This window comes from Kosakonia sp. PSU_27 (genome assembly GCF_039409795.1).
In the GTDB taxonomy this organism is placed as follows: domain Bacteria; phylum Pseudomonadota; class Gammaproteobacteria; order Enterobacterales; family Enterobacteriaceae; genus Kosakonia.
In genome coordinates this window covers 450894-475070 of record NZ_JBCIVK010000004.1, presented here as the reverse complement: position 1 = coordinate 475070, position 24177 = coordinate 450894, and the positions used below count along the sequence as shown (strand labels likewise).

Here is a 24177-nt window from a genome sequence, read left to right as displayed (position 1 = left end):
CATTATCGGCACGGCTGTGACAAAATAGCGGTTTTGCCAGGAGCGTGGAGCACCCATGAAGGATCGCAATTTCGACGATATTGCCGAGAAGTTCTCGCGCAACATCTACGGCACGACTAAAGGTCAGCTACGTCAGGCGATTCTGTGGCAGGATCTTGATGCACTGTTGGCCCGGATGGGCAACCAGCCATTGCGTGTGCTGGATGCTGGCGGTGGGGAAGGCCAGACGGCGATTCGCATGGCGCAGTTGGGTCATCACGTCACGCTCTGTGATGTGTCGAAAGCGATGATCACACGTGCCCAGGCGGCGGCAGAAGAGAAAGGTGTGAGCGGTAACATGCATTTTATACAATGCGCCGTTCAGGACGTTGCTCAGCATTTGGAATCGCCAGTTGATCTGATATTGTTCCATGCTGTGCTGGAATGGGTCGCAGAACCGGTTCCTGTATTGCAAATATTGTGGTCGGTGTTGCGTCCCGGCGGCGCGTTGTCATTGATGTTTTACAATGCCGACGGCTTGCTGATGCACAATATGGTGGCAGGAAATTTTGACTATGTGAAAGTCGGCATGCCGAAGCGCAAAAAACGTACCCTTTCCCCGGATTTTCCGCGTGCTCCTGCGGATGTTTATGGCTGGCTCGAACAGATTGGCTGGCAGATAACGGGCAAAACGGGTGTGCGCGTGTTTCACGATTATTTGCGCGAAAAACACCAGCAGCATGACTGCTTTGACGCGTTACTTGAACTGGAAACACGCTATTGCCGCCAGGAACCCTATATTAGCCTTGGCCGCTATATTCACGTGACCGCGCTTAAGCCGCAAATCGATGAAAGGACAAACGATGAGTGAATTTTCCCAGACAGTCCCCGAACTGGTTGCCTGGGCCAGGAAAAATGATTTCTCCATCTCGCTGCCGGTCGACAGGCTCTCTTTTTTGCTGGCCATCGCCACGCTCAATGGTGAGCGTCTGGATGGGGAAATGAACGAAGGTGAACTGGTCGATGCCTTTCGCCACGTGAGCGATGCGTTCGAGCAAACCAGTGAAACCATTACTCAGCGCGCGAATAACGCCATAAACGACCTGGTGCGCCAGCGGTTGTTAAATCGCTTTACCAGTGAGCTGGTGGAGGGCAATGCCATCTACCGTCTGACGCCGCTGGGCATTGGCATTACTGATTACTACATTCGCCAGCGCGAGTTCTCCACGCTGCGTCTTTCTATGCAGCTTTCCATTGTGGCCAGCGAGTTAAAACGCGCCGCAGATGCGGCACAGGAAGGCGGGGACGAATTTCACTGGCATCGCAATGTTTACGCGCCGCTGAAATACTCGGTCGCGGAGATTTTTGACAGCATCGATCTGACTCAGCGCCTGATGGATGAACAGCAGCAACAGGTCAAAGATGATATTGCACAACTGCTGAATAAAGACTGGCGCGCGGCCATCTCCAGTTGTGAATTGCTGCTGTCTGAAACCTCCGGTACGTTACGCGAACTGCAGGATACGCTCGATGCCGCCGGGGATAAATTGCAGACCAACCTGTTGAGCATTCAGGATGCGACCCTTGGGCGCGATGATCTCGAGTTCCTCGATCAACTGGTCTTCAACCTGCAAAGTAAGCTGGATCGTATTGTGAGCTGGGGCCAGCAGGCCATCGATCTGTGGATTGGTTACGATCGCCACGTACACAAATTTATCCGTACCGCTATCGATATGGATAAGAACCGCGTCTTTGCCCAGCGTTTGCGTCAGTCGGTACAATCCTATTTCGATGCGCCGTGGGCGTTAACCTACGCCAGCGCCGACAGGCTGCTGGACATGCGCGATGAAGAGATGGCGCTGCGTGATGAAGAAGTCACAGGTGAGTTGCCGCCGGATCTGGAGTACGAAGAGTTTAACGAAATTCGCGAACAGCTGGCGGCGCTTATTGAGCAGCAACTGGCAATTTATAAGACCAAAGGCGTGCCGCTGGATCTCGGCCTGGTAGCGCGCGAGTATCTGGCGCAATATCCGCGTGTTCGTCATTTCGACATCGCGCGCATCGTGGTTGATCAGGCGGTACGTCTTGGCGTAGCGCAAGCAGATTTCACCGGACTGCCGCCGAAGTGGCAGCCGATTAATGATTACGGAGCCAAGGTACAGGCGCATGTCATCGACAAATATTGAACAAGTGATGCCGGTTAAACTGGCACAGGCGTTGGCTAACTCTCTGTTTCCGGCACTGGACAGCGCATTGCGCTCAGGGCGACATATCGGCCTCGACGAGCTGGACAATCACGCTTTTTTAATGGATTTCCAGGAGTATCTGGAAGAGTTTTACGCGCGCTACAACGTTGAGCTGATCCGCGCACCGGAAGGTTTTTTCTATCTGCGCCCGCGCTCCACCACGCTTATCCCGCGCTCGGTGCTTTCCGAGCTGGATATGATGGTGGGTAAAATTCTTTGCTATCTCTATCTCAGCCCGGAGCGTCTGGCAAATGAAGGGATCTTCACCCAGCAGGAGCTTTACGACGAGCTGTTGTCGCTGGCGGATGAAGCGAAGCTGCTGAAGCTGGTGAATAACCGTTCTACCGGTTCCGATCTTGACCGACAAAAGCTGCAGGAAAAGGTACGCTCTTCGCTGAACCGCCTGCGCCGTCTCGGCATGATCTGGTTTATGGGTAACGACAGCAGCAAGTTCCGTATCACGGAGTCCGTGTTCCGCTTTGGCGCCGATGTGCGCTCGGGCGATGATGCGCGTGAAGCGCAGCTGCGCATGATCCGCGACGGTGAAGCGATGCCTGTCGAAAACCATCTGCAGCTCAATGATGAGCCTGAAGATAATCAGCCGGATAGCTCGGAGGAAGAGTAATGATTGATCGCGGTAAATTTCGTTCGCTGACGCTGATTAACTGGAACGGCTTTTTTGCCCGTACGTTTGACCTGGATGAGCTGGTGACAACACTCTCCGGGGGCAACGGTGCCGGCAAATCGACCACAATGGCCGCTTTTGTTACGGCATTGATTCCGGATTTGACGCTGCTGCACTTCCGTAACACCACCGAAGCGGGTGCGACCTCGGGTTCGCGTGATAAAGGCTTGCACGGTAAATTGAAAGCCGGTGTCTGTTACTCGGTGCTGGATGTGATCAACTCCCGCCATCAGCGCGTGCTGGTGGGGGTGCGTTTGCAACAGGTCGCCGGTCGCGACCGCAAAGTGGATATCAAACCGTTTGCGATTCAGGGCTTGCCTACCTCGATGCTGCCAACGCAGCTGTTGACGGAAACGCTGAATGAGCGTCAGGCGCGCGTGCTTTCTCTGCAGGAAGTGAAAGACAAGCTGGATACGATGGAAGGGGTGCAGTTCAAGCAGTTCAACTCCATCACCGATTATCATGCGCTGATGTTTGACTTAGGGATTGTCGCGCGTCGTTTACGTTCGGCCTCGGATCGTAGCAAGTTCTATCGTCTGATTGAGGCTTCGCTGTACGGCGGGATCTCCAGCGCCATTACCCGTTCGCTGCGCGACTATTTGCTGCCGGAAAACAGCGGCGTGCGCAAAGCGTTCCAGGATATGGAAGCGGCACTGCGTGAAAACCGCATGACGCTGGAAGCGATTCGCGTGACTCAGTCGGATCGCGATCTGTTTAAGCATCTCATCAGCGAAGCCACCAACTATGTGGCGGCGGACTATATGCGCCACGCCAACGAACGGCGGGTGCATCTGGACAAAGCGCTCGAGTTTCGTCGCGATCTGTTTACCTCGCGCCAGCAACTGGCGGCAGAGCAGTATAAGCATGTCGATATGGCGCGCGAACTCTCCGAGCATAGCGGTGCGGAAGGGGATCTGGAGGCCGACTATCAGGCCGCCAGCGATCACCTGAATCTGGTGCAAACCGCGCTGCGCCAGCAGGAAAAAATCGAGCGCTACGAAGCGGATCTCGACGAATTGCAAGTTCGTCTTGAAGAGCAGCATGAAGTGGTGGCCGAAGCCGCCGAGCGTCAGGAAGAGAACGAAGCCCGCGCGGAAGCCGCCGAGCTTGAAGTGGATGAGCTGAAAAGCCAGCTTGCCGATTACCAGCAAGCGCTGGATGTCCAGCAAACTCGCGCCATTCAGTACAACCAGGCGCTGCAAGCGTTACAGCGAGCAAGAGAGTTATGCAACCTGCCGGATTTGACGCCTGAAAGCGCCGACGAATGGCTGGAAACTTTCCAGGCGAAAGAGCAGGAAGCGACGGAAAAACTGCTGTCGCTGGATCAGAAATTAAGCGTGGCGCAAACCGCGCACAGCCAGTTCGAGCAGGCGTACCAACTGGTAGCAGCGATTAACGGCCCGCTGGCGCGTAACGAAGCCTGGGATGTGGCGCGTGAGCTGCTGCGGGATGGCGTTAACCAGCGCCATCTGGCCGAGCAGTTACAGCCGCTGCGTATGCGTCTGAATGAGCTGGAACAGCGTCTGCGTGAGCAGCAGGATGCCGAGCGTTTGCTGGCTGAGTTCTGCAAGCGCCAGGGCAAACAGTATGACGCAGACGATCTTGAAGCGCTGCATCAGGAACTGGAAGCGCAAATCGCCGCACTCTCTGACAACGTTTCCGCCGCTGGTGAGCAGCGCATGGCGATGCGTCAGGAACTGGAACAATTACAGTCTCGTATTCAATCGCTGACCAAACGTGCGCCGATATGGCTGGCGGCGCAGAGCAATCTGACGCAACTGTGCGAGCAAAGCGGTGAGCAGTTCGAGTCCGGGCAGGACGTGACAGAGTATCTGCAACAACTGCTTGAGCGTGAGCGCGAAGCCATCGTTGAGCGCGATGAAGTGGGCGCGCGTAAACGCGCTGTCGATGATGAAATCGAACGTTTAAGCCAGCCTGGCGGTGCAGAAGATGGCCGTCTCAATGCGCTGGCGGAGCGTTTTGGCGGTGTACTGCTGTCGGAAATCTATGACGATGTCAGCATTGACGATGCGCCGTATTACTCTGCGCTATACGGGCCATCGCGTCATGCGATTGTGGTGCCGGATCTGTCGCAGGTCGCCGAAATGCTGGAAGGTCTGGAAGACTGCCCGGAAGATCTCTATCTGATCGAAGGGGACCCGCAATCCTTCGATGACAGCGTGTTTAGCGTTGATGAGCTGGAAAAAGCGGTGGTGGTGAAAATCGCCGATCGCCAGTGGCGTTATTCACGCTTCCCGACGCTGCCGCTGTTTGGCCGCGCGGCGCGCGAGAGCCGTATCGAAAGCCTGCATGCAGAGCGTGAAGCGCTGGCAGAGCGTTTTGCCACCCTCTCTTTTGATGTACAGAAAACGCAGCGCCTGCATCAGGCATTCAGCCGCTTTATCGGTAGCCACCTGGCGGTAGCCTTTGAGGACGATCCGGAAGCGGAAATTCGCACCCTCAGCAGCCGCCGTGGCGAGCTGGAGCGCGCAATCAGTAACCATGAAAATGACAACCAGCAAAACCGCGTGCAGTTCGAACAGGCGAAAGAGGGCGTTGCCCAGCTTAACCGCTTGCTGCCGCGTATTAATCTGCTGGCTGACGATACCCTTGCCGATCGCGTGGATGAAATTCAGGAACGCCTGGACGAAGCGCAGGAAGCGGCGCGGTTCATTCAGCAGTTTGGCAATCAACTGGCGAAACTCGAACCGGTTGTTTCCGTACTGCAAAGCGATCCGGAACAGTTTGAGCAGTTAAAGGCAGATTATGCCACCTCGCAGCAGGTGCAGCGTGATGCCCGCCAACAAGCGTTCGCCCTGGCGGAAGTGGTACAGCGCCGTGCGCACTTCAGCTACTCCGATGCCGCTGAAATGTTTAACGGTAATAACGATCTCAACGAAAAACTGCGCCAGCGCCTGGAACAGGCAGAAGCGGAGCGTACCAAAGCGCGTGAAGCGATGCGTAGCCATGCCGCGCAATACAGCCAGTACAACCAGGTACTGGCTTCGCTGAAGAGTTCGTTCGATACCAAAAAAGAGCTGCTCAACGATCTGCAAAAAGAGTTACAGGATATTGGCGTTCGCGCCGACAGCGGAGCAGAAGAACGGGCGCGTATCCGTCGGGACGAGCTTCATGCACAGCTCTCCGGTAACCGCGCACGCCGTAACCAGCTGGAAAAAGCCATCACCTTCTGCGAAGCGGAGATGGATAACCTGACGCGTAAATTGCGGCGTCTGGAACGCGATTACCATGAAATGCGTGAACAGGTGGTTACCGCGAAAGCAGGATGGTGCGCGGTGATGCGCATGGTGAAAGACAGCGGTGTTGAACGCCGTCTGCACCGCCGCGAGCTGGCCTACCTTTCTGCCGATGAATTACGCTCAATGTCGGATAAGGCGCTCGGTGCTCTGCGTCCGGCAGTTGCGGATAACGAACATTTACGCGATGTGCTGCGTCTTTCCGAGGATCCGAAACGACCGGAGCGTAAGATCCAGTTTTTTGTCGCGGTGTACCAGCATCTGCGTGAGCGTATCCGCCAGGATATTATTCGTACCGATGATCCGGTTGAAGCCATCGAACAGATGGAGATCGAGCTTAGCCGCCTGACGGAAGAGCTGACGTCCCGTGAACAGAAGCTGGCGATCAGCTCGCGCAGCGTGGCGAACATTATCCGCAAAACCATTCAGCGCGAGCAGAACCGTATTCGTATGCTGAACCAGGGGCTGCAAAGTGTCTCCTTCGGCCAGGTGAATAGCGTGCGTCTGAATGTGAATGTGCGGGAAACCCATGCCACATTGTTGACGGTGCTTTCTGAGCAGCACGAGCAGCATCAGGATCTGTTTAACAGCAGCCGCCTGACCTTCTCGGAAGCACTGGCGAAACTTTATCAGCGTCTGAATCCGCAAATCGATATGGGTCAGCGTACGCCGCAAACCATCGGCGAAGAGTTGCTGGACTACCGCAACTATCTTGAGATGGAAGTAGAAGTTAACCGTGGTTCCGACGGCTGGCTGCGCGCGGAATCTGGTGCGTTGTCGACCGGTGAAGCGATTGGTACCGGGATGTCGATTCTGGTAATGGTGGTGCAGAGTTGGGAAGATGAAGCGCGTCGCCTGCGCGGTAAAGACATCTCTCCGTGCCGCTTGCTGTTCCTTGATGAAGCCGCACGTCTGGACGCCCGCTCTATCGCAACACTGTTTGAGCTGTGCGAACGTCTGGAAATGCAGCTCATTATCGCGGCACCGGAAAATATCAGCCCGGAAAAAGGCACCACCTACAAACTGGTGCGTAAAGTCGTGCAAAATCATGAGCATGTGCACGTTGTCGGTCTGCGCGGTTTTGCCGCTCAGCTTCCGGAAACGCTTCCTGGCACGGCGAATGCGTCGTAAGAAAGTAGCATGCGAAAGGGCGACAGTAATGTCGCCCTTTTTGTTTGCCGAAAGCTATTGCCAGCCCGCGTTTAATCTTTAAACTTCTTTACATTAGGGAAGGCAAATGCTTTTTTGTCTTTATATACTGAGAGAAAGGTGACGAATTTGTCACGAGCAATGTAAGAGAAACAGGGGGCAAGGGATGTTGCTTAAGAAGTCGTATGGTCGTCGAATGTCGGCGCTGAGTTTATGCCTGGCATTCGCATTCGCTCCACTGTTTACTGTGCAGGCCGATGAGCCTGAAATCGTGCCGGTGGATAGCTCGGCGACGCCAGGTGAGCAGCCAACCGTGCTGCCGCAGCCGCAGGAACAATCGCCTGCGACGGCGATGTTGATCGGCGTGAAACCTTTCCCGTCTGGCGTTTCCGTTGCTGATGTGCGCGCACAGCTTCAGTCGCAATTGCCAGCCAACTGGACGCCGGTCTATATGGATCAGCTCGCTGCGTTATACGCCGCGCGCGGGCAAAAACCGATGTGGGATAACCGCGAGGCGGTGCAGGCGTTTCAGCAGCAACTGGCAGAAGTAGCGATTGCAGGGTTTCAGCCACAATTTACTACCTGGGTTGAATTACTCACCGATCCCGCGGTTTCCGGCATGGCGCGCGATGTTGTGCTGTCTGATGCGATGCTGGGATATTTGCACTTTGTCTCGGGTATCCAGTCGAAGGGCCAGCGTTGGCTCTATAGCGACAAACCTTATGCACTCACAACGCCTGCCATTTCGGTCATTAACCAGTGGCAACTGGCGCTGGACAATGGATCTCTGCCTGGTTTTATCGATCATCTTGCACCACATCACCCGCAGTATGCTGCTATGCACCAGTCACTATTGGCGCTGGTGGGCGATGCTCGTCCGTGGCCGCAAATCACCAGCACGGTGACGTTGCGTCCGGGGCAGTGGAGCAATGATATTCCGGCACTGCGTGAGATCCTGCAGCGCACCGGTATGCTGGAGGGGGGATCAAATATCGCCTTACCGGGTGATAACGTCGCCGTTAGCCCTTCGGCTCAGCACGTGAAAAAAGCGCAGCCGACGCGCGCGGCATATGACCGCCAACTGGTGGAAGCGGTCAAACGTTTCCAGGCGTGGCAAGGGTTGCATGCGGATGGCGTGATTGGCCAGGGGACGCGCGACTGGCTGAACGTAAGTCCGTCGCAGCGCGCCGGGTTACTGGCGCTGAATATCCAGCGCTTGCGTTTGCTGCCGGGTACGCTTTCGACCGGCATCATGGTCAACATTCCTGAATATTCGCTGGTTTATTACCTCAACGGTAACCAGGTGCTGGCATCACGGGTGATCGTGGGCCGTCCGGACCGCAAAACGCCGATGATGAGCAGCGCGCTGAACAACGTGGTGGTTAACCCGCCGTGGAACGTGCCGCCAACGCTGGCGCGTAAGGATATTCTACCGAAGGTATGGAACGATCCGGCTTATCTTGAGCGCCACGGTTACACCGTATTGCGAGGATGGAACAGCAAGGAAGCGATCGACCCGTCCATGGTTGACTGGGCGACCATCACGCCTGCGAACTTACCATTCCGTTTCCAGCAGGCCCCTGGTGCGCAAAATTCGCTGGGACGCTATAAGTTCAATATGCCGAGCTCGGACGCTATCTATTTGCATGATACGCCGAACCATAATCTGTTCCAGAAAGAGGCGCGGGCATTGAGCTCTGGCTGCGTGCGTGTCAATAAAGCCTCTGAGCTCGCTAATATGCTGTTGCAGGATGCGGGATGGAACGATACGCGGATTTCTGATGCGCTAAAAGAGGGAGATACGCGTTATGTCAATATTCGTCATGATATCCCGGTCAATCTCTATTACCTGACCGCCTTTGTCGGGGCTGACGGGCGGACGCAGTATCGTACAGATATTTACAATTATGATCTGACGGCGCGATCGGGTGCACAAATCTTGTCGAAAGCTGAACAATTAATCAGATAAATGAAGCAGTTTCAGTCAGCGTGTTGTCGTAATAACTGGTAGAAAATGGGCTCTGGAGGCTACAGAGCCCGTATTTACTGGGATGAGGCAGCCTTGACGTGGCGTTTGTTGCCCGGTAAGGTGCCTCTCGTGCGCTATACGAGTGCATAAATTTTGTTCAACATTGCTTATCTGTAGAATTTATTATCATGGATAAATTTGACGCTAATCGCCGCAAACTGCTGGCGTTGGGTGGGGTCGCACTCGGTGCTGCCATCTTACCAACACCGGCTTTTGCCACCCTTTCCACGCCGCGCCCGCGTATTTTGACGCTGAATAATCTGAATACCGGTGAATCTATTAAAGCTGAGTTTTTCGATGGCAGGGGCTATATTCAGGATGAATTAGCAAAACTTAATCATTTTTTCCGTGATTACCGCGCGAATAAAATCAAAACCATCGACCCTCGTTTGTTCGACCATCTTTTCCGTTTGCAAGGGCTGCTGGGAACACGCAAGCCAGTGCAACTGATCTCCGGTTACCGTTCTGTTGATACCAACAATGAACTACGCGCACACAGCCGCGGTGTGGCGAAACAGAGCTATCACACCAAAGGTCAGGCCATGGATTTCCATATTGAAGGGATTTCGCTGAGTAATATTCGCAAAGCCGCGTTATCTCTGCGCGCGGGTGGTGTAGGATACTACCCCAGCAGCAACTTTGTGCATATTGATACCGGGCCGGTAAGGCACTGGTAAAACTCAGGCTGAGCTACAGGAGCAGTATGAACTATCGTATTATTCCGGTTACCGCGTTCTCCCAGAATTGTTCGCTTATCTGGTGTGAGCAGACCCAACTTGCCGCCGTGGTCGATCCCGGCGGTGACGCCGAACGGATCATTCAGGAAGTGGACGCTTCAGGCGTGACACTGACGCAGATCCTGCTTACGCATGGTCACCTTGATCATGTTGGTGCCGCAGCTGAACTGGCGCAGCATTATGGTGTGCCAATTATCGGCCCGGAAAAAGAAGATGAGTTCTGGCTGCAAGGCCTGCCGGCACAAAGCCGGATGTTTGGCCTGGAGGAGTGCCAGCCGCTGACGCCCGATCGTTGGTTAAATGAAGGCGACAGCGTCACGGTGGGGAAAATAACGCTGCAGGTATTGCACTGTCCTGGTCATACGCCGGGGCACATTGTGTTCTTTGATGCACAATCTCGTTTGCTGATTTCCGGCGATGTGATTTTTAAAGGTGGCGTAGGGCGCAGCGATTTCCCGAAGGGCAACCATGGGCAATTGATTGATTCCATCAAGCGCAAATTGTTGCCGCTCGGTGATGATGTTACTTTCCTTCCCGGACATGGTCCGATGTCTACGCTGGGAAATGAGCGGTTGCACAATCCGTTCCTGCAAGATGAATTACCGGTCTGGTAAATAAAAAAAGGGTCGCTTCGGCGACCCTTTTTGTTGCTGCTGTAACTTACAGTACGGCAACGATAGCTTCGCACAGCGGCGACATATTATCCGGCGTCATGCCTGCGACGTTAATGCGCCCTGAAGCAACCGCGTAGATACCAAACTCTTCACGCAAGCGCAGCACCTGCTCTTTGCTCAGGCCGCTGAACGAGAACATACCGTTCTGTCTGGTGATAAAGCTGAAATCGCGGTTAGCCCCTTTCTCCTGCAAGGTATTAACAAACAGCAGGCGCATACGCTGAATGCGCTGGCGCATGTCTGTTAACTCTTGTTCCCAAATGGTACGCAGAGCCTCGTTACTGAGAATGGTTGCAACCACGGAAGCGCCGTGTGCTGGCGGGTTAGAGTAGTTAGCACGGATAACGGCTTTCATCTGGCTGAATGCGCGATCGGCGCTTTCCGCGTCTGCGCTCACCAATGTGCAGGCACCGACGCGTTCATTGTACAGACCAAAGTTTTTTGAAAACGAACTGGCAACCAGCAGCTCTTTATGCAGCGCAGCAAACGCGCGTAATCCTTCAGCATCTTCTTCGAGGCCGCGAGCAAAGCCCTGATAAGCGAAGTCGAACAGCGGCAGCCAGCCTTTTTCAACGGACAGCTTCGCCAGTGTTTCCCACTGTTCCAGCGTTGGATCGATACCGGTCGGGTTATGGCAGCAACCGTGGAACAGCACCACATCGCCTGCCTGGGCATTGTTCAGGCTTGCCAGCAAACCGTCGAAGTCCAGCGCATGATTTTGCGCGTCGTAATAAGCGTATTCACACACTTCCAGCCCGGCGGAGTTAAATACGCCTTTGTGGTTCGGCCAGCTCGGGTTGCTCACCCAGACACGTTTTGCGGAGGTGTTTTTGGCGAGAAAATCTGCCGCCACACGCAGGCCACCTGTACCGCCAGGCGTTTGCGCGGTGCGCGCACGTTTGTCATTGATAATCGCGCTGCCTTTGCCGAACAGCAGTTCCTGAGTGCAACGGCCAAACTCAGGAATACCGTCGATACCGAGGTAGTTCTTGGTGGTTTCATTTTCCAGCAGATAAAGCTCGGCTTTTTTAACGCTGGTCAACACCGGGGTCTTGCCGGTTTCATCTTTATAGACACCGATGCCTAAGTTGATTTTATTGGGGCGTTCATCGGCGCGAAACAGATCGGCCAGACCCAGAATAGGGTCGGCAGGTGCGGCGGTTATATTCTCAAACATGACGAGGTTCCATTTTGATGACAGAAGGGAGATCCGCTATCAGGTTAACGGCTGACACAGGAATTGCCAACCGTTTGCGATAAAAAGCGCGATGCTTTTCAAAACTCATTGTAATTTATCTTACAGGCATAAAAAAACAGGGCCAAAGGCCCTGTTTGATATGCATATAACAGTCGAGGGTGACTGATTAGAACTGGTAGGTCAGACCAACAGCTGCCTGGTCATCGGTACCGATGCCGTAGGTTTTAGCGCTGTAATCGTTGCTATCCAGCAGATTGAAACGGTAGTCAAAGAACACGTTCATGTTTTTGTTGAAGTAGTAAGTCACGCCCGCTTGGATATATTTGGCAAGATCCGCAGAGCTCTGAGCACCGTTCAGATTTTTACCCTTGCTCTGGACATAAGAGATTGCCGGACGCAGACCGAAATCGAATTGGTATTGAGCAACAACTTCAAAGTTCTGAGTCTTATTAGCCGCTTCCCAGTAATCATCAGCAGTCTGTCCAGCCGGGGTTGCATCGTCGATAGCAGTCTGGCCTGCAGCACTGGTAACGACAGTCATGTTACGTGTTTCAGCGTAAACAGTGGCGAGGTAGATGTTGTTCGCATCATATTTTGCACCAACAGCCCATGCTTCAGCTCGATCACCATTGCCATCTGCTTCCTGTGCGATAGTGCGTTTGGAGTTACTGTATGCTCCAGATACGCCGAAACCACCACCAAAATCATAGGCTACTGAGTAACCGACACCATCACCATTCTGTGCTTTTAGGCTATGGCTGGATTCGTTTTTACCTTGATACTGTACCGCGAACGCCAAACCATCAACCAGACCGAAGAAATCAGAATTGCGGTAAGTCAGAACGCCACCAGCGCGGTTGGCTAAGTAGTTATCAGTGCTACCACCCCAAGTTTCGCCGGAGAAGTACGGTGCCATATCTGTATAGGATTCAACGTCATATACAACACCATAGTTACGTCCGTAATCCAGCGAGCCAGCATTTGCAACTTTCAGACCGGCGAACGCCAGACGGGTATTGCCCGCGTCTTGTTCACCTTCTGCTTTGCTTGCATTAGTACGATATTCCCACTGACCATAACCAGTCAGATCGCTATTGATCTGAGTTTCGCCTTTGAAACCAATCTGACCGTAAGTTGCATCGCTGTTAGAGCTGCCTTCGCCAGTGGTCGTCCAAACATGACGGCCAACAGCTTTACCATACAGGTCTACTTTGTTGCCGTCTTTGTTGTAGATTTCTGCAGCGTTAGCTGCACCGGCTGCCAGCAGAGCAGGGATAACCACTGCCAGAATATTGCGCTTCATCATTATTTATTACCCTCATTGGTTTTTTTGAACACCTGCCACTGCCGCCAATAAATTCCGTCAAAAAAAATTTACGGAACTATTGATGAGAGTTTGGTGTCTTTCTGTGTCTGAAAGGCATCTTTCCAAACATAACAACGTTTCGCTACCCTGAAAGTGCTACAAATGTCTTAAAGAAGTAACAAAAAGAAATATTGTGTAATATTTTGTGTATTTTCGGGAACTTTGTGAACCATCTCAAAGTTCAGCACCGGGTGCTGATTTAATGAGCGATATCATTGCTATTTATATGAATTACTTATATTTAATTAAGCTAAAGGCTTTTCTTATCCGCGAAACGCGCGTGTCGTGTTTTTTCTTATAACGGCATTTAGCCATCCAGATTGCTGTGCTTATTTTAACCAAAAGTGCTAATTAACAGGCTGACATATTCCGCAATAAACGGTTTGGGGGATTTATGTACAGAAGTTTTTCAGGTGTAAAAAAGCGCAAATAAGGGTAAAAAACGCGGCGGGGATTGGTGGGTACACTCGTGAACTGTTAATAAAAGTTGACGGGCGTCACATAAATGAACAAGGCCAGCGATAACGCTGGCCTTGAGAACATCAGAATGTTGCGGAGCGCGGAGTTCGCGGGAAAGGGATCACATCACGCACGTTCTGTACGCCGGTTACATAAGCAATCAGGCGTTCAAAACCCAGACCGAAGCCGGAGTGCGGTACAGTGCCGTAACGGCGCAGATCGCGATACCACCAGTAATCTTCTTTATTCAGCCCCATTTCTGCCATACGAGCATCCAGGACATCAAGACGCTCTTCACGCTGCGAACCGCCGATGATTTCACCGATACCCGGTGCCAGCACATCCATCGCCGCCACGGTTTTACCATCTTCGTTAAGACGCATATAGAACGCTTTAATATCTTTCGGGTAGTTTTTCACCACCACCGGTGCTTTGAAGTGTTTCTCGGCCAGGTAACGTTCATGTTCAGAAGCCAGGTCAACGCCCCAGTACACCGGGTTCTCGAACTTCTCACCACATTTTTCGAGAATAGCGACCGCATCGGTGTAATCAACCTGAGCGAAATCTGCCGCGATGAAACGCTCCAGACGGCCAATCGCGTCTTTGTCCACGCGCTCTTCAAAGAACTTCAGGTCGTCCAGACGCTCTTCCAGCACCGCTTTAAAGGCGTATTTCAGCATCGCTTCAGCCAGACGGGCGTTATCGTCGAGATCGGCGAAAGCGATTTCTGGTTCCAGCATCCAGAATTCAGCCAGGTGGCGGCTGGTGTTGGAGTTCTCCGCGCGGAACGTTGGGCCGAAGGTATAAACCTTGGACAGGGCGCAGGCATAGGTTTCAGCGTTCAACTGGCCGGAAACGGTCAGGAAAGCTTCTTTGCCAAAGAAATCTTTATCAAAATCGACTTTGCCTTCCGCGGTACGCGGCAGGTTTTCCATATCCAGCGTGGAGACGCGGAACATTTCGCCTGCGCCTTCGGTATCCGACGCGGTAATAAGCGGCGCAGATACCCAGAAGAAACCTTGCTCGTCGAAGAAACGATGCAGCGCCTGCGCCAGCGTGTGGCGAACGCGCGCAACCGCGCCAATCAGGTTAGTGCGCGGGCGCAGGTGAGCAACTTCACGCAGATATTCGATACTGTGGCGCTTTGCCGCCATCGGGTAGGTATCCGGATCTTCAACCCAGCCGGTGACGTCGACAGAGGTCGCCTGAATTTCCAGACTCTGGCCTTCGCCCGGTGACGCCACGACTTTGCCGGTGACGATAACGGAGCAACCAGTGGTCAGACGCAGCACTTCGTCATGGTAATTGGGCAGAGAATTATTAATAACGGCCTGTACAGGATTAAAGCAGGAGCCGTCATAAACGGCGAGGAAGGAGATACCAGCTTTAGAATCTCGGCGGGTGCGTACCCATCCGCGTACGGTGACTTCACTGTCAACGGCCACGCGGCTATGGAATACGTCGGCTACAGGCACAACGCTCATAATATTCTCTCTGTTAATAGTCGGAAAAAATAAACACTTGTCCGCCCGATTAGGGGGGATATCTATGTTACCTGGCGTACGCCATCAGACAAGCAGAATTCGCAGGAACAATTAATAAATTATTGGCAAAAAAGAAGGGAGCGCCCAGGCTCCCTGCTATTAACTGGCTTTTTTGACCTGCGGCAGGTCAAACGCTTCGCGTAAGGCGCGAACAAACGCCTTGTCATGGCAGATAGTTTTCCCGGGGCTGTCGGATAATTTTGCTACCGGTTTTCCGTTGCACTCAACGAGCTTAATAACAATATTCAGCGGTTTTACGCCGGGAATATCACACGTCAGGCGTGTCCCGATACCAAAGCCCAGCTTGACGCGATCGGCAAAGTGGCAATAGAGATCCAGCGCTTTGTTCAGATCGAGATTATCCGAAAATATTAGCGTCTTCGACAGAGGATCGATGCCGAGTTTCTCATAGTGGGCAATCGCTTTTTCGCCCCATTCCACCGGATCGCCAGAATCATGGCGCAGACCCTGGTAACGGGTTGCGAATTCCGGGCCGAAGTCACGTAAAAACGCATCCATCGTAATGCAGTCTGTTAACGCAATTCCCAGTTGGTTTGGATACTCCTCAAGCCAGGCCGCGAGTGCCGCGCGCTGGCTGGTGGCCAAATCGGGGCTGATCTGTTGGTGGGCCTGGAACCACTCATGCGCCTGGGTGCCCATGGGGGTCAGCGACAGCCGGCGGGCCAGGTCATAATTACTGGTGCCAATAAACCAGGGTTCTTGTTGCAACCGTTCGACTATCGCTTGTTGCACATCGCGGGAGAAACGGCGGCGCGTACCGAAATCCATCAGACGGAAACCGGACATATCTACCTGCGCGGTGCGCGCAGCGAAATCCGCCAGTTTCTCTTCCAGATGCAGCAGAGCCTGCTGCACGCCAGTCTGTGGCGAACGGCAGCGGTGAACCACTTCACTGATCACTGCCAGCAGCGGCACTTCCCACATGATCACTTCGCGCCACGGGCCGGAAAGGCTGATATGCAGCTTGCCGTTGTCGTTAGTAATCGTGACCTGGCGCGGGTCATAACGAAAATGACGGAGCCAGTTAAGGTAGTCAGGCTGAAAGAAGGGGAGGCCGGACAGCCACAGATACTCGTCATCTTGCAGACGCAACGATTGCATCGCGTCGACCTGTTCGCGAATCGCATCTGCGTAGATACCGAGCAGGTCATCGCCGCGACAGCGGAATTCAGCCGACACATGCACGTCATAATAGTGGTGAAACACCGCTTGCTGCATGTGCAGCTTGTAAGCGTCGGTATCCAGCAGCGTTTGCAGACCTGAGAAAGCGAGTTGAGTCATGGTGCGCAGTAGCATCCTCTTACAGGAGCGTTTAGTACAATAAACAAAGCAGAATGTCGCTGGAGTATACCTTGTTTACCTGGTTATTGAACCCTGATCACACCATAAGGCGTTGAATGGGTCGATGGCATTTCGTGCCGACTGTTATAAAAATGTAGCAGACAGAGCTTTTCCCTCTGAAAAGATGAAGATTCTGCGTGGCGCGTTTGCGGCAACCGGAATAGACTGGAGTCGTAACCAACAGAAGATGCTAAAGGTTTTTTATGACACAACAGCCACAAGCCAAATACCGTCACGACTACCGTGCGCCGGACTACCTGATTAGCGATATTGACTTGACCTTTGACCTTGACGCCGCCAAAACCGTCGTCACTGCGCTGAGCAAAGTGTCACGCCATAGCGCCTCTGCTGTGCCGCTGCGCCTGGATGGCGGCGAGCTGACCCTGATTTCCATTCACGTAAATGATGAGCCCTGGACCAACTATAAAGAAGAAGGCTCCCAACTGGTGATCGATGGTTTGCCAGAGCGTTTTACCTTGCGCATTGTGAATGAAATAAGCCCGGCCGCGAACACCGCGCTCGAAGGGCTGTACCAGTCCGGTGAAGCGCTGTGTACGCAGTGTGAAGCGGAAGGCTTCCGCCATATTACCTGGTACCTGGACCGCCCGGATGTGCTGGCGCGTTTTACCACCAAGCTGATTGCCGATAAAACCCGCTATCCGTTCCTGCTCTCTAACGGCAACCGTGTTGATCAGGGCGAACTGGAGAATGGTCGTCACTGGGTACAGTGGCAGGATCCGTTCCCGAAACCCTGCTATCTGTTTGCGCTGGTCGCTGGGGATTTCGACGTGCTGCGCGATACGTTCACCACCCGTTCCGGGCGTGAAGTGGCGCTGGAGCTATATGTCGATCGCGGCAACCTCGATCGTGCACCGTGGGCGATGACCTCGCTGAAAAATTCCATGAAGTGGGACGAACAGCGTTTCGGCCTCGAATACGATCTCGACATCTATATGATTGTCGCTGTCGACTTCTTCAATATGGGTGCCATGGAAAACAAAGGGTTGAACATCTTCAACTCGAAATACGTGCTTGCCCGCACCGATACCGCTACCGATAAAGATTACCTTGATATCGAGCGCGTCATTGGTCACGAATACTTCCATAACTGGACCGGTAACCGCGTAACTTGCCGTGACTGGTTCCAGCTCAGCCTGAAAGAGGGCCTGACGGTATTCCGCGATCAGGAGTTCAGCTCTGACCTGGGCTCCCGTGCGGTAAACCGCATTAATAATGTGCGCACCATGCGTGGTCTGCAGTTCGCCGAAGACGCCAGCCCGATGGCGCACCCGATCCGCCCGGATAAAGTTATTGAAATGAATAACTTCTACACCCTGACGGTGTATGAAAAGGGCGCGGAAGTGATTCGCATGATGCATACGCTGCTTGGCGAAGAGAATTTCCAGAAAGGGATGCAGCTCTATTTTGAGCGTCATGACGGTAGCGCGGCGACCTGCGACGATTTCGTGCAGGCCATGGAGGATGCGTCAAACATCGATCTGTCGCATTTCCGCCGCTGGTACAGCCAGGCCGGTACGCCAGTGGTGACGGTGCACGATGATTACAACCCGAACACCGAGCAATACACGCTGACCATCAGCCAGCGCACACCGCCGACCGCCGAACAGCAAGACAAGCTGCCGCTGCATATCCCGTTCGATATCGAACTTTACGATAACGAAGGTAAAGTGATCCCGTTGCAGAAAGACGGGCACCCGGTACATAACGTCCTGAACGTCACTCAGGCGGAACAGACCTTTATCTTTGATAATGTCTATTTCCAGCCGGTGCCGTCGCTGCTGCGTGAATTCTCTGCGCCGGTGAAGCTGGAATATAAATGGAGCGATCAGCAGCTGACCTTCCTGATGCGCCACGCCAGTAACGATTTCTCCCGCTGGGACGCGGCGCAAAGCCTGCTGGCTACGCACATTAAACTGAACGTTGCGCGCCATCAGCAGGGCCAGGCGCTGTCGCTGCCACTGCATGTCGCGGATGCGTTTCGCGCGATCCTGCTGGACGAGACGATTGATCCTGCGCTTGCCGCAGAGATCCTGACGCTGCCGTCGGCAAATGAGATCGCCGAACTGTTTGAAACCATCGATCCTGTGGCCATCGCGGCGGTACGCGAAGCGCTGACGCGCACGCTTGCCACCGAACTTGCGGATGAGTGTCTGGCGGTGTACAACGCGCACAAACTCGATAGCTACCGCGTTGAACATGGGGATATCGGCAAACGCTCTTTGCGTAACACGTGCTTACGTTACCTGGCGTTTGGCGATGCGCAACTGGCAGACAAACTGGTGAGCCAGCAGTATCACGACGCAGATAATATGACGGATGCGCTGGCGGCGCTTTCGGCGGCGGTTGCCGCGCAACTGCCGTGCCGCGATGCGCTGATGCAGGAGTACGATGACAAATGGCATCACGACGGTCTGGTGATGGATAAATGGTTTATTCTGCAGGCCACCAGCCCGGCGAAAGATGTGCTGCAAACGGTGCGCAGCCTGTTGAAACACCGCTCGTTCACCCTCAGCAACCCGAACCGCATCCGCTCGCTGATTGGTGCTTTCGCCAGCAGCAACCCGGCAGCGTTCCATGCGCTGGATGGGAGCGGCTATCAGTTCCTGGCGGAAATGCTAACCGAGCTGAACAGCCGTAACCCGCAAGTGGCATCGCGTCTGATTGAGCCGCTGATCCGCCTGAAACGCTATGATGCTAAACGTCAGGCGATGATGCGTGCGGCGCTGGAGCAGTTAAAAGCGTTGCCGAACCTTTCCGGCGATCTGTACGAGAAAGTCAGCAAAGCGCTGGCGTAACAAAAATGCCGCCTTCACCGAAGGCGGCACTGTTTTCCCCGCAAAGGGCGCGCCGAAACCGTTATAAAGCCGCGTATACCTGTCCGTGATTTACCCCCGCCCACCTGGCTGAATTCAAACCGGTTGACGACTGCGCCGACAGAGCGTGGTTTTCAGTAAGCAATAAACCTTAACGGGCGCGACCTGTGCTGGTTACTACAGAACATTAAGCGTGACGCGTTTTTGGTAACGGAACGGTTTCCGACTCGCTGCGTTTCATCACCCGATTCAACACTTCCGCTTCCAGTTCTGCCAGTCTCACCGAACCCAGGCGGCGCGGATGCGGCAGATCGATGGCCAGGTCCAGCCCGATTTTTCCCTCTTCTATTAACAGGACGCGATCCGCCATCGCTACCGCTTCACTGACATCATGCGTCACCAGTACCACCGTGAAACCGTGTGTCTGCCACAGCTCCATAATCAGTGCCTGCATCTCCAGACGGGTTAACGCATCCAGCGCACCCAGGGGTTCGTCGAGCAGCAGCAACCCCGGTTGATGTACCAGCGCCCGTGCCAGCGCGACCCGCTGTTTCTGCCCCCCGGACAACGCTGCTGGCCACTCGCTGGCTCGCTGTTCCAGCCCGACCGCGCGTAACGCATCCTGTGCGGCTTCCCGCCAGCGGCCTTTCAACCCTAAACCAACATTATCTATCACAGACTTCCATGGCAGCAGCCGGGCATCCTGAAACATCATCCGCGTGTCGTTTTGAATATTCGCCAGCGGTGTATTGCCCGCTAACAGCTCTCCGGCATTGGCGGTTTCCAGCCCGGCCAGCAGGCGCAGCAATGTGCTTTTGCCTCCGCCGCTGCGGCCTACCACGGCGACAAACTGCCCGGCGGCAATATGCAGATCCAGGCCGCTGAGCACGGTGTTATCGCCGTAACGTTTACTCACGCCGTTTAATAACAACGGGATACCCTGAGTGAGTCGCGCCGTATTCATGCTGTTGCCTCCTTCACGTGGTAAGCGGGATGCCAGCGCAGCCACAGGCGCTCCAGCAATTGCGCACTCACATCGGCCAGTTTGCCGAGCAGGGCATAGAGAATAATGGCTACCACCACAACATCCGTTTGCAGAAACTCTCTGGCGTTCATCGCCAGGTAGCCAATTCCAGCGTTGGCGGAAATTGTCTCGGCAACAATCAGCGTCAGCCACATCAGGCCGAGCGCAAAGCGTACCCCGACCATAATCGACGGCAGCGCGCCGGGCAGGATCACATGAACAAAGAGCGCAAAACCGGACAAACCGTAGCTGCGCGCCATCTCCAGCAATCCCCGGTCGATATTACGAATGCCGTGCCAGGTATTGATATAAATGGGGAACAACGTGCCGAGCGCGACAAGAAAAATTTTCGCGCTCTCATCGATACCAAACCACAAGATAACCAGTGGGATCAGCGCCAGATGCGGCACATTGCGCAACATCTGGATGGAGGTATCCAGCAGACGTTCTCCCCAACGCGACAACCCGCTAATCAACCCCAGTGTGAGACCGATAGTGCCGCCAATCGAGAAACCAATTACCGCGCGCCAGGAGCTGATCGCCAGGTGTTGCCACAATTCACCGCTCACGCTTAATGTCCAGAATGCTTCCAGCACGCCTTCCGGTGAGGGAAGGATGCGCGTGGAGAGCAAGCCGGTGGAGGAAGCGATTTGCCACACCACCACAATCCCCGCCGGCAGCAGCCAGGGGGCAATGTGCAGGAGCCATTTCTTTTCTGCCGCCATAATTGCCTCAGCTTTGCGCCACTTTTCGGGGAATAAACTCGTTCGCCACTGTTTCGCCCTGCAACTGCAACGGTTGTGGCTGCGGAATTTGCGGCACCGCGACATCCAGGTGCGGGAACAGCAGTTCGCCGACGCGATATGCCTCTTCCAGGTGCGGATAGCCGGAAAGAATAAAGCTGTCGATACCAAGCTCAGCGTATTCATTGATTCTTGCCGCGACAGTCGGGCCATCGCCCACCAGCGCGGTTCCCGCGCCGCCGCGTACCAGCCCAACGCCAGCCCACAGGTTGGGGCTGATCTCCAGTTGATCGCGCTTGCCGCCATGAAGCGCCGCCATCCGCTGTTGACCTACGGAATCCTGGCGAGAGAAGGCGGCCTGCGCTTTAGCAATCGTGGCATCATCCAGATGGGCGATCAGGTTATTCGCTGCCTGCCAGGCTTCGGCATTCGTTTCCCGGACAATCACATGCAGCCGAATACCGAAGCGCATTTTACGCCCGTGGGCTGCGGCTTTGGCGCGCACCTGTTCAATTTTTTCTTTTACCTGCGCAGGCGGCTCGCCCCATGTCAGATAGAGGTCAACCTGCTCAGCGGCCAGATCCTGCGCCACATCGGACGATCCACCAAAATAGAGCGGCGGTCGCGGTTGCTGCACCGGCGGGAAAAAGAGTTTCGCGCCGCGTACATGGATATGTTTGCCCTCGAAGTCTACGGTATCGCCTTCCAGCAGACGACGCCAGACGTGAGTAAACTCCGCGGAGGCTTCATAACGCTGCGTATGATCGAGAAATACGCCGTCTCCGGCCAGTTCCTGCGGATCGCTGCCGGTTACCAGGTTAAACAGCGCACGTCCATTTGATAGCCTGTCCAGCGTCGCCGCCTGGCGTGCAGCAACGGTCGGCGACGTGACGCTGGGACGCAGGGCGACAAGAAACTTCAACCGCTGCGTTACCGGGATCAGTGAGGCGGCGACCAGCCACGCATCTTCACAGGAGCGTCCGGTCGGGATCAGCACCCCGCTGAACCCTAAACGATCCGCCGCCTGAGCGACTTGTTGTAAATAAGCATGATCTACCGGGCGCGAGCCGTGGTCCGTCCCTAAGTAGTGACCATCGCCGTGGGTGGGTAAAAACCAGAACAGATTTAAGCTCATGATTTGGCTCCTTGTTTGGCCGGTTGCCAGATACGGGTGCGAATATCGACTTTTTTCGGTAGCAACCGGTTCTCATAAAAGAGATCGGCCGTTTGCTGTTGCAGTGCGGCGGTGGTGTCATCGACCGGTGAGATTTTGGTCGGTGGACGGTGATCGAAATAGCTGGCAATCACCGGCTGGGGCAGCCCCAGCGTTTTGGCAAACAGTGCGATGCTTTCGTCACGCTGGCTAATGGTTAACGCATCGGCTTCGCTAAAGGTGTTCAGAACTCCCTGAATAAATGCACCGTTTTTTTCCGCATAGGGACGCGAAGCTAAATAGAAGGAGCCAGTCTGTTTCAGCGTGGTGCCGTCTTTCAGTACCCGCACGCCACCCTGCAGCAGCGCCGCCGAGTAGTAAGGATCCCAGATGGCCCATGCATCAACGTTACCTTGCTGGAACGCGGCGCGCGCATCCGCAGGTGTCAGAAACACTGGCTGAATATCGCTGAATTTCAGCCCGGCCTGTTGCAGTGCGCGCAGCAGTAAATTGTGTGAACTGGAACCTTTCTGGAAAGCGACTTTATGCCCTTTCAAATCGGCAACCGTTTTAATTGGACTGTTTTGTGCAACAAGGATCACTTCTGCTTTCGGCTTTGGTGGCTCAACGCCGACATACAGAAGATCCGCCCCCGCGGCTTGCGCAAAAATTGGCGGAATGTCGCCCGTGCTGCCGAGATCGATACTGCCAATATTCAGTGCTTCCAGCATTTGCGGGCCTGCCGGGAATTCCGTCCAGGTGATTTTGGTGTTCGGGTAGCGTTTTTCCAGCAGTTCATGGCTTTTTGCCAGCACCATGCTGACGCTGCCTTTCTGGTAACCAATACGCAAACTTTCCGGTGCCGGTTCGGCGGCCTGCGTCCAGGCGGAAAGCGTCAGTAAACCGCTTAACGCCAGCCATTGCGCGCGATTTTTAAACAGGTTAAACATGCGCGACTCCTTGCGGCAGGTGGAAATCCGGCGCCTGGATATCCCGGCGGTGCAGCGCTTGCCAGAAAGTTTCCAGCGCCTTATCCAGTCGGGTTTGCAGATTGGGTGTCAGGCTGGGCTTATGCTGGTAATCCAGCACCTGGCTATCATCGGCGAAGACGCCATGCAGGATCTCTTGCGCTTTCAGTGCGCTGAGCACCGGGTTCAGGGCGTAATCCACCGCCAGCATATGCGCCACGGTGCCGCCAGTGGCCAGCGGTAACACCACTTTGCCTTCCAGCGCCCGCTCGGGCAGCAGATCGAGCAGCGTTTTCAGGGCGCCGGAGTAAGCCGCTTTATAAATAGGTGTCGCGACGATTAACCCGTCGGCCTCGCTGAGTTGCCCAATAAATGTTTGCAACGCGGGGCTATCAAAGCGGGCATAGAGGAGATCCTCCGGCGCGAAATTTTGCAAATGCCAGTGACACACTTCGATATCCTGCGCATTCAGGCGCTCGCGGGCATACTCCAGCAACGCGCTGGAGCGGGAGGGAAAGCGCGGGCTTCCGGCCAGGGTGACAACTCTCATAATCGCTCCTTATAACCAATTGTTTGCTTTTAGATAACATTCATAACAATTAAGGGCAGTGTGGCAGAGTCGATTTATTCCACTAAATGATTTATTCGATGAAAATATGCTGAAATTTGCATAAAGGAGAGAGGTAAGAGAAAACGATTGCGTCGATTCGCCTTTTTTTGCCGCAGGTCAATTCCCTTTCGTCGGGTAATCACTGATAATACGCCCCCGG

17 protein-coding genes are annotated in these 24177 nt (G+C 54.3%); 8 read left to right on the top strand and 9 right to left on the bottom strand.

Annotation, left to right across the window (positions count from 1 at the left end; all coding sequences use genetic code 11):
• The first annotated feature begins 55 nt into the window (after positions 1-55).
• From cmoM to AAIG26_RS12355, 7 genes are all read left to right on the top strand, one after another.
• Positions 56-850, top strand: coding sequence for a tRNA uridine 5-oxyacetic acid(34) methyltransferase CmoM (gene cmoM, locus AAIG26_RS12385; protein WP_097406926.1), 795 nt, complete (start codon positions 56-58; stop codon positions 848-850).
• A complete protein-coding gene (gene mukF / locus AAIG26_RS12380) occupies positions 843-2165 on the top strand; it encodes a chromosome partition protein MukF (RefSeq protein WP_020457245.1) in 1323 nt (440 codons plus the stop codon). The genes cmoM and mukF overlap by 8 nt, the downstream gene beginning before the upstream one ends.
• A complete protein-coding gene (mukE, locus tag AAIG26_RS12375) occupies positions 2146-2850 on the top strand; it encodes a chromosome partition protein MukE (protein ID WP_045506691.1) in 705 nt (234 codons plus the stop codon). Before mukF ends, mukE begins: the two co-directional genes overlap by 20 nt.
• Positions 2850-7298: a chromosome partition protein MukB gene (gene mukB, locus AAIG26_RS12370; RefSeq protein ID WP_343179945.1), complete on the top strand. Its 4449-nt coding sequence runs from the start codon at positions 2850-2852 to the stop codon at positions 7296-7298. The genes mukE and mukB overlap by 1 nt, the downstream gene beginning before the upstream one ends.
• Positions 7299-7482: 184 nt before the next feature.
• Positions 7483-9285 (top strand): L,D-transpeptidase, encoded by a 1803-nt coding sequence (ldtD, locus tag AAIG26_RS12365; protein ID WP_343179944.1) that lies wholly within the window; start codon positions 7483-7485, stop codon positions 9283-9285.
• 188 nt (positions 9286-9473) lie between these two features.
• On the top strand, positions 9474-10022 hold the full coding sequence (locus AAIG26_RS12360) for a YcbK family protein (RefSeq protein WP_020457248.1): 549 nt from the start codon (positions 9474-9476) through the stop codon (positions 10020-10022).
• A gap of 26 nt (positions 10023-10048) precedes the next feature.
• Positions 10049-10696: an MBL fold metallo-hydrolase gene (locus AAIG26_RS12355; RefSeq protein WP_045506700.1), complete on the top strand. Its 648-nt coding sequence runs from the start codon at positions 10049-10051 to the stop codon at positions 10694-10696.
• A gap of 46 nt (positions 10697-10742) precedes the next feature.
• Here AAIG26_RS12355 and AAIG26_RS12350 read toward each other — a convergent pair whose 3' ends face one another.
• From AAIG26_RS12350 to pncB, 4 genes are all read right to left on the bottom strand, one after another.
• The gene (locus AAIG26_RS12350; RefSeq protein WP_343179943.1) at positions 10743-11933 is read right to left on the bottom strand and encodes an amino acid aminotransferase; all 1191 of its coding nucleotides are present in this window, start codon (positions 11931-11933) and stop codon (positions 10743-10745) included.
• A 187-nt stretch (positions 11934-12120) separates the two neighbouring features.
• Positions 12121-13260, bottom strand: coding sequence for a porin (locus AAIG26_RS12345; protein ID WP_343179942.1), 1140 nt, complete (start codon positions 13258-13260; stop codon positions 12121-12123).
• A gap of 602 nt (positions 13261-13862) precedes the next feature.
• Positions 13863-15263, bottom strand: coding sequence for an asparagine--tRNA ligase (asnS, locus tag AAIG26_RS12340; protein ID WP_045506708.1), 1401 nt, complete (start codon positions 15261-15263; stop codon positions 13863-13865).
• Between the two features lie 159 nt (positions 15264-15422).
• On the bottom strand, positions 15423-16625 hold the full coding sequence (gene pncB / locus AAIG26_RS12335) for a nicotinate phosphoribosyltransferase (protein WP_020457253.1): 1203 nt from the start codon (positions 16623-16625) through the stop codon (positions 15423-15425).
• 263 nt (positions 16626-16888) lie between these two features.
• On the opposite strand from pncB, the gene pepN reads away from it, so the two are divergent.
• Complete coding sequence (pepN, locus tag AAIG26_RS12330) at positions 16889-19501, top strand: aminopeptidase N (protein WP_343179941.1); 2613 nt, start codon at positions 16889-16891, stop codon at positions 19499-19501.
• Positions 19502-19706: 205 nt separating this feature from the next.
• Here pepN and ssuB read toward each other — a convergent pair whose 3' ends face one another.
• Genes ssuB through ssuE form a run of 5 tightly spaced genes read right to left on the bottom strand, consistent with a single transcriptional unit; the run spans position 19707 to position 23957 of the window.
• Positions 19707-20483: an aliphatic sulfonates ABC transporter ATP-binding protein gene (gene ssuB, locus AAIG26_RS12325; RefSeq protein WP_269231338.1), complete on the bottom strand. Its 777-nt coding sequence runs from the start codon at positions 20481-20483 to the stop codon at positions 19707-19709.
• Positions 20480-21268 carry an aliphatic sulfonate ABC transporter permease SsuC gene (ssuC, locus tag AAIG26_RS12320; RefSeq protein ID WP_045506722.1) on the bottom strand — a complete coding sequence of 263 codons (789 nt, stop codon included), beginning with the start codon at positions 21266-21268 and terminating at the stop codon, positions 20480-20482. Before ssuC ends, ssuB begins: the two co-directional genes overlap by 4 nt.
• A gap of 7 nt (positions 21269-21275) precedes the next feature.
• Positions 21276-22421, bottom strand: coding sequence for an FMNH2-dependent alkanesulfonate monooxygenase (gene ssuD, locus AAIG26_RS12315; protein ID WP_343179940.1), 1146 nt, complete (start codon positions 22419-22421; stop codon positions 21276-21278).
• On the bottom strand, positions 22418-23389 hold the full coding sequence (locus tag AAIG26_RS12310) for a sulfonate ABC transporter substrate-binding protein (protein WP_020457258.1): 972 nt from the start codon (positions 23387-23389) through the stop codon (positions 22418-22420). Before AAIG26_RS12310 ends, ssuD begins: the two co-directional genes overlap by 4 nt.
• Positions 23382-23957, bottom strand: a complete 576-nt coding sequence (gene ssuE, locus AAIG26_RS12305; RefSeq protein WP_343179938.1) for an NADPH-dependent FMN reductase — start codon at positions 23955-23957, stop codon at positions 23382-23384. The genes AAIG26_RS12310 and ssuE overlap by 8 nt, the downstream gene beginning before the upstream one ends.
• Between the last annotated feature and the right edge of the window lie 220 nt (positions 23958-24177).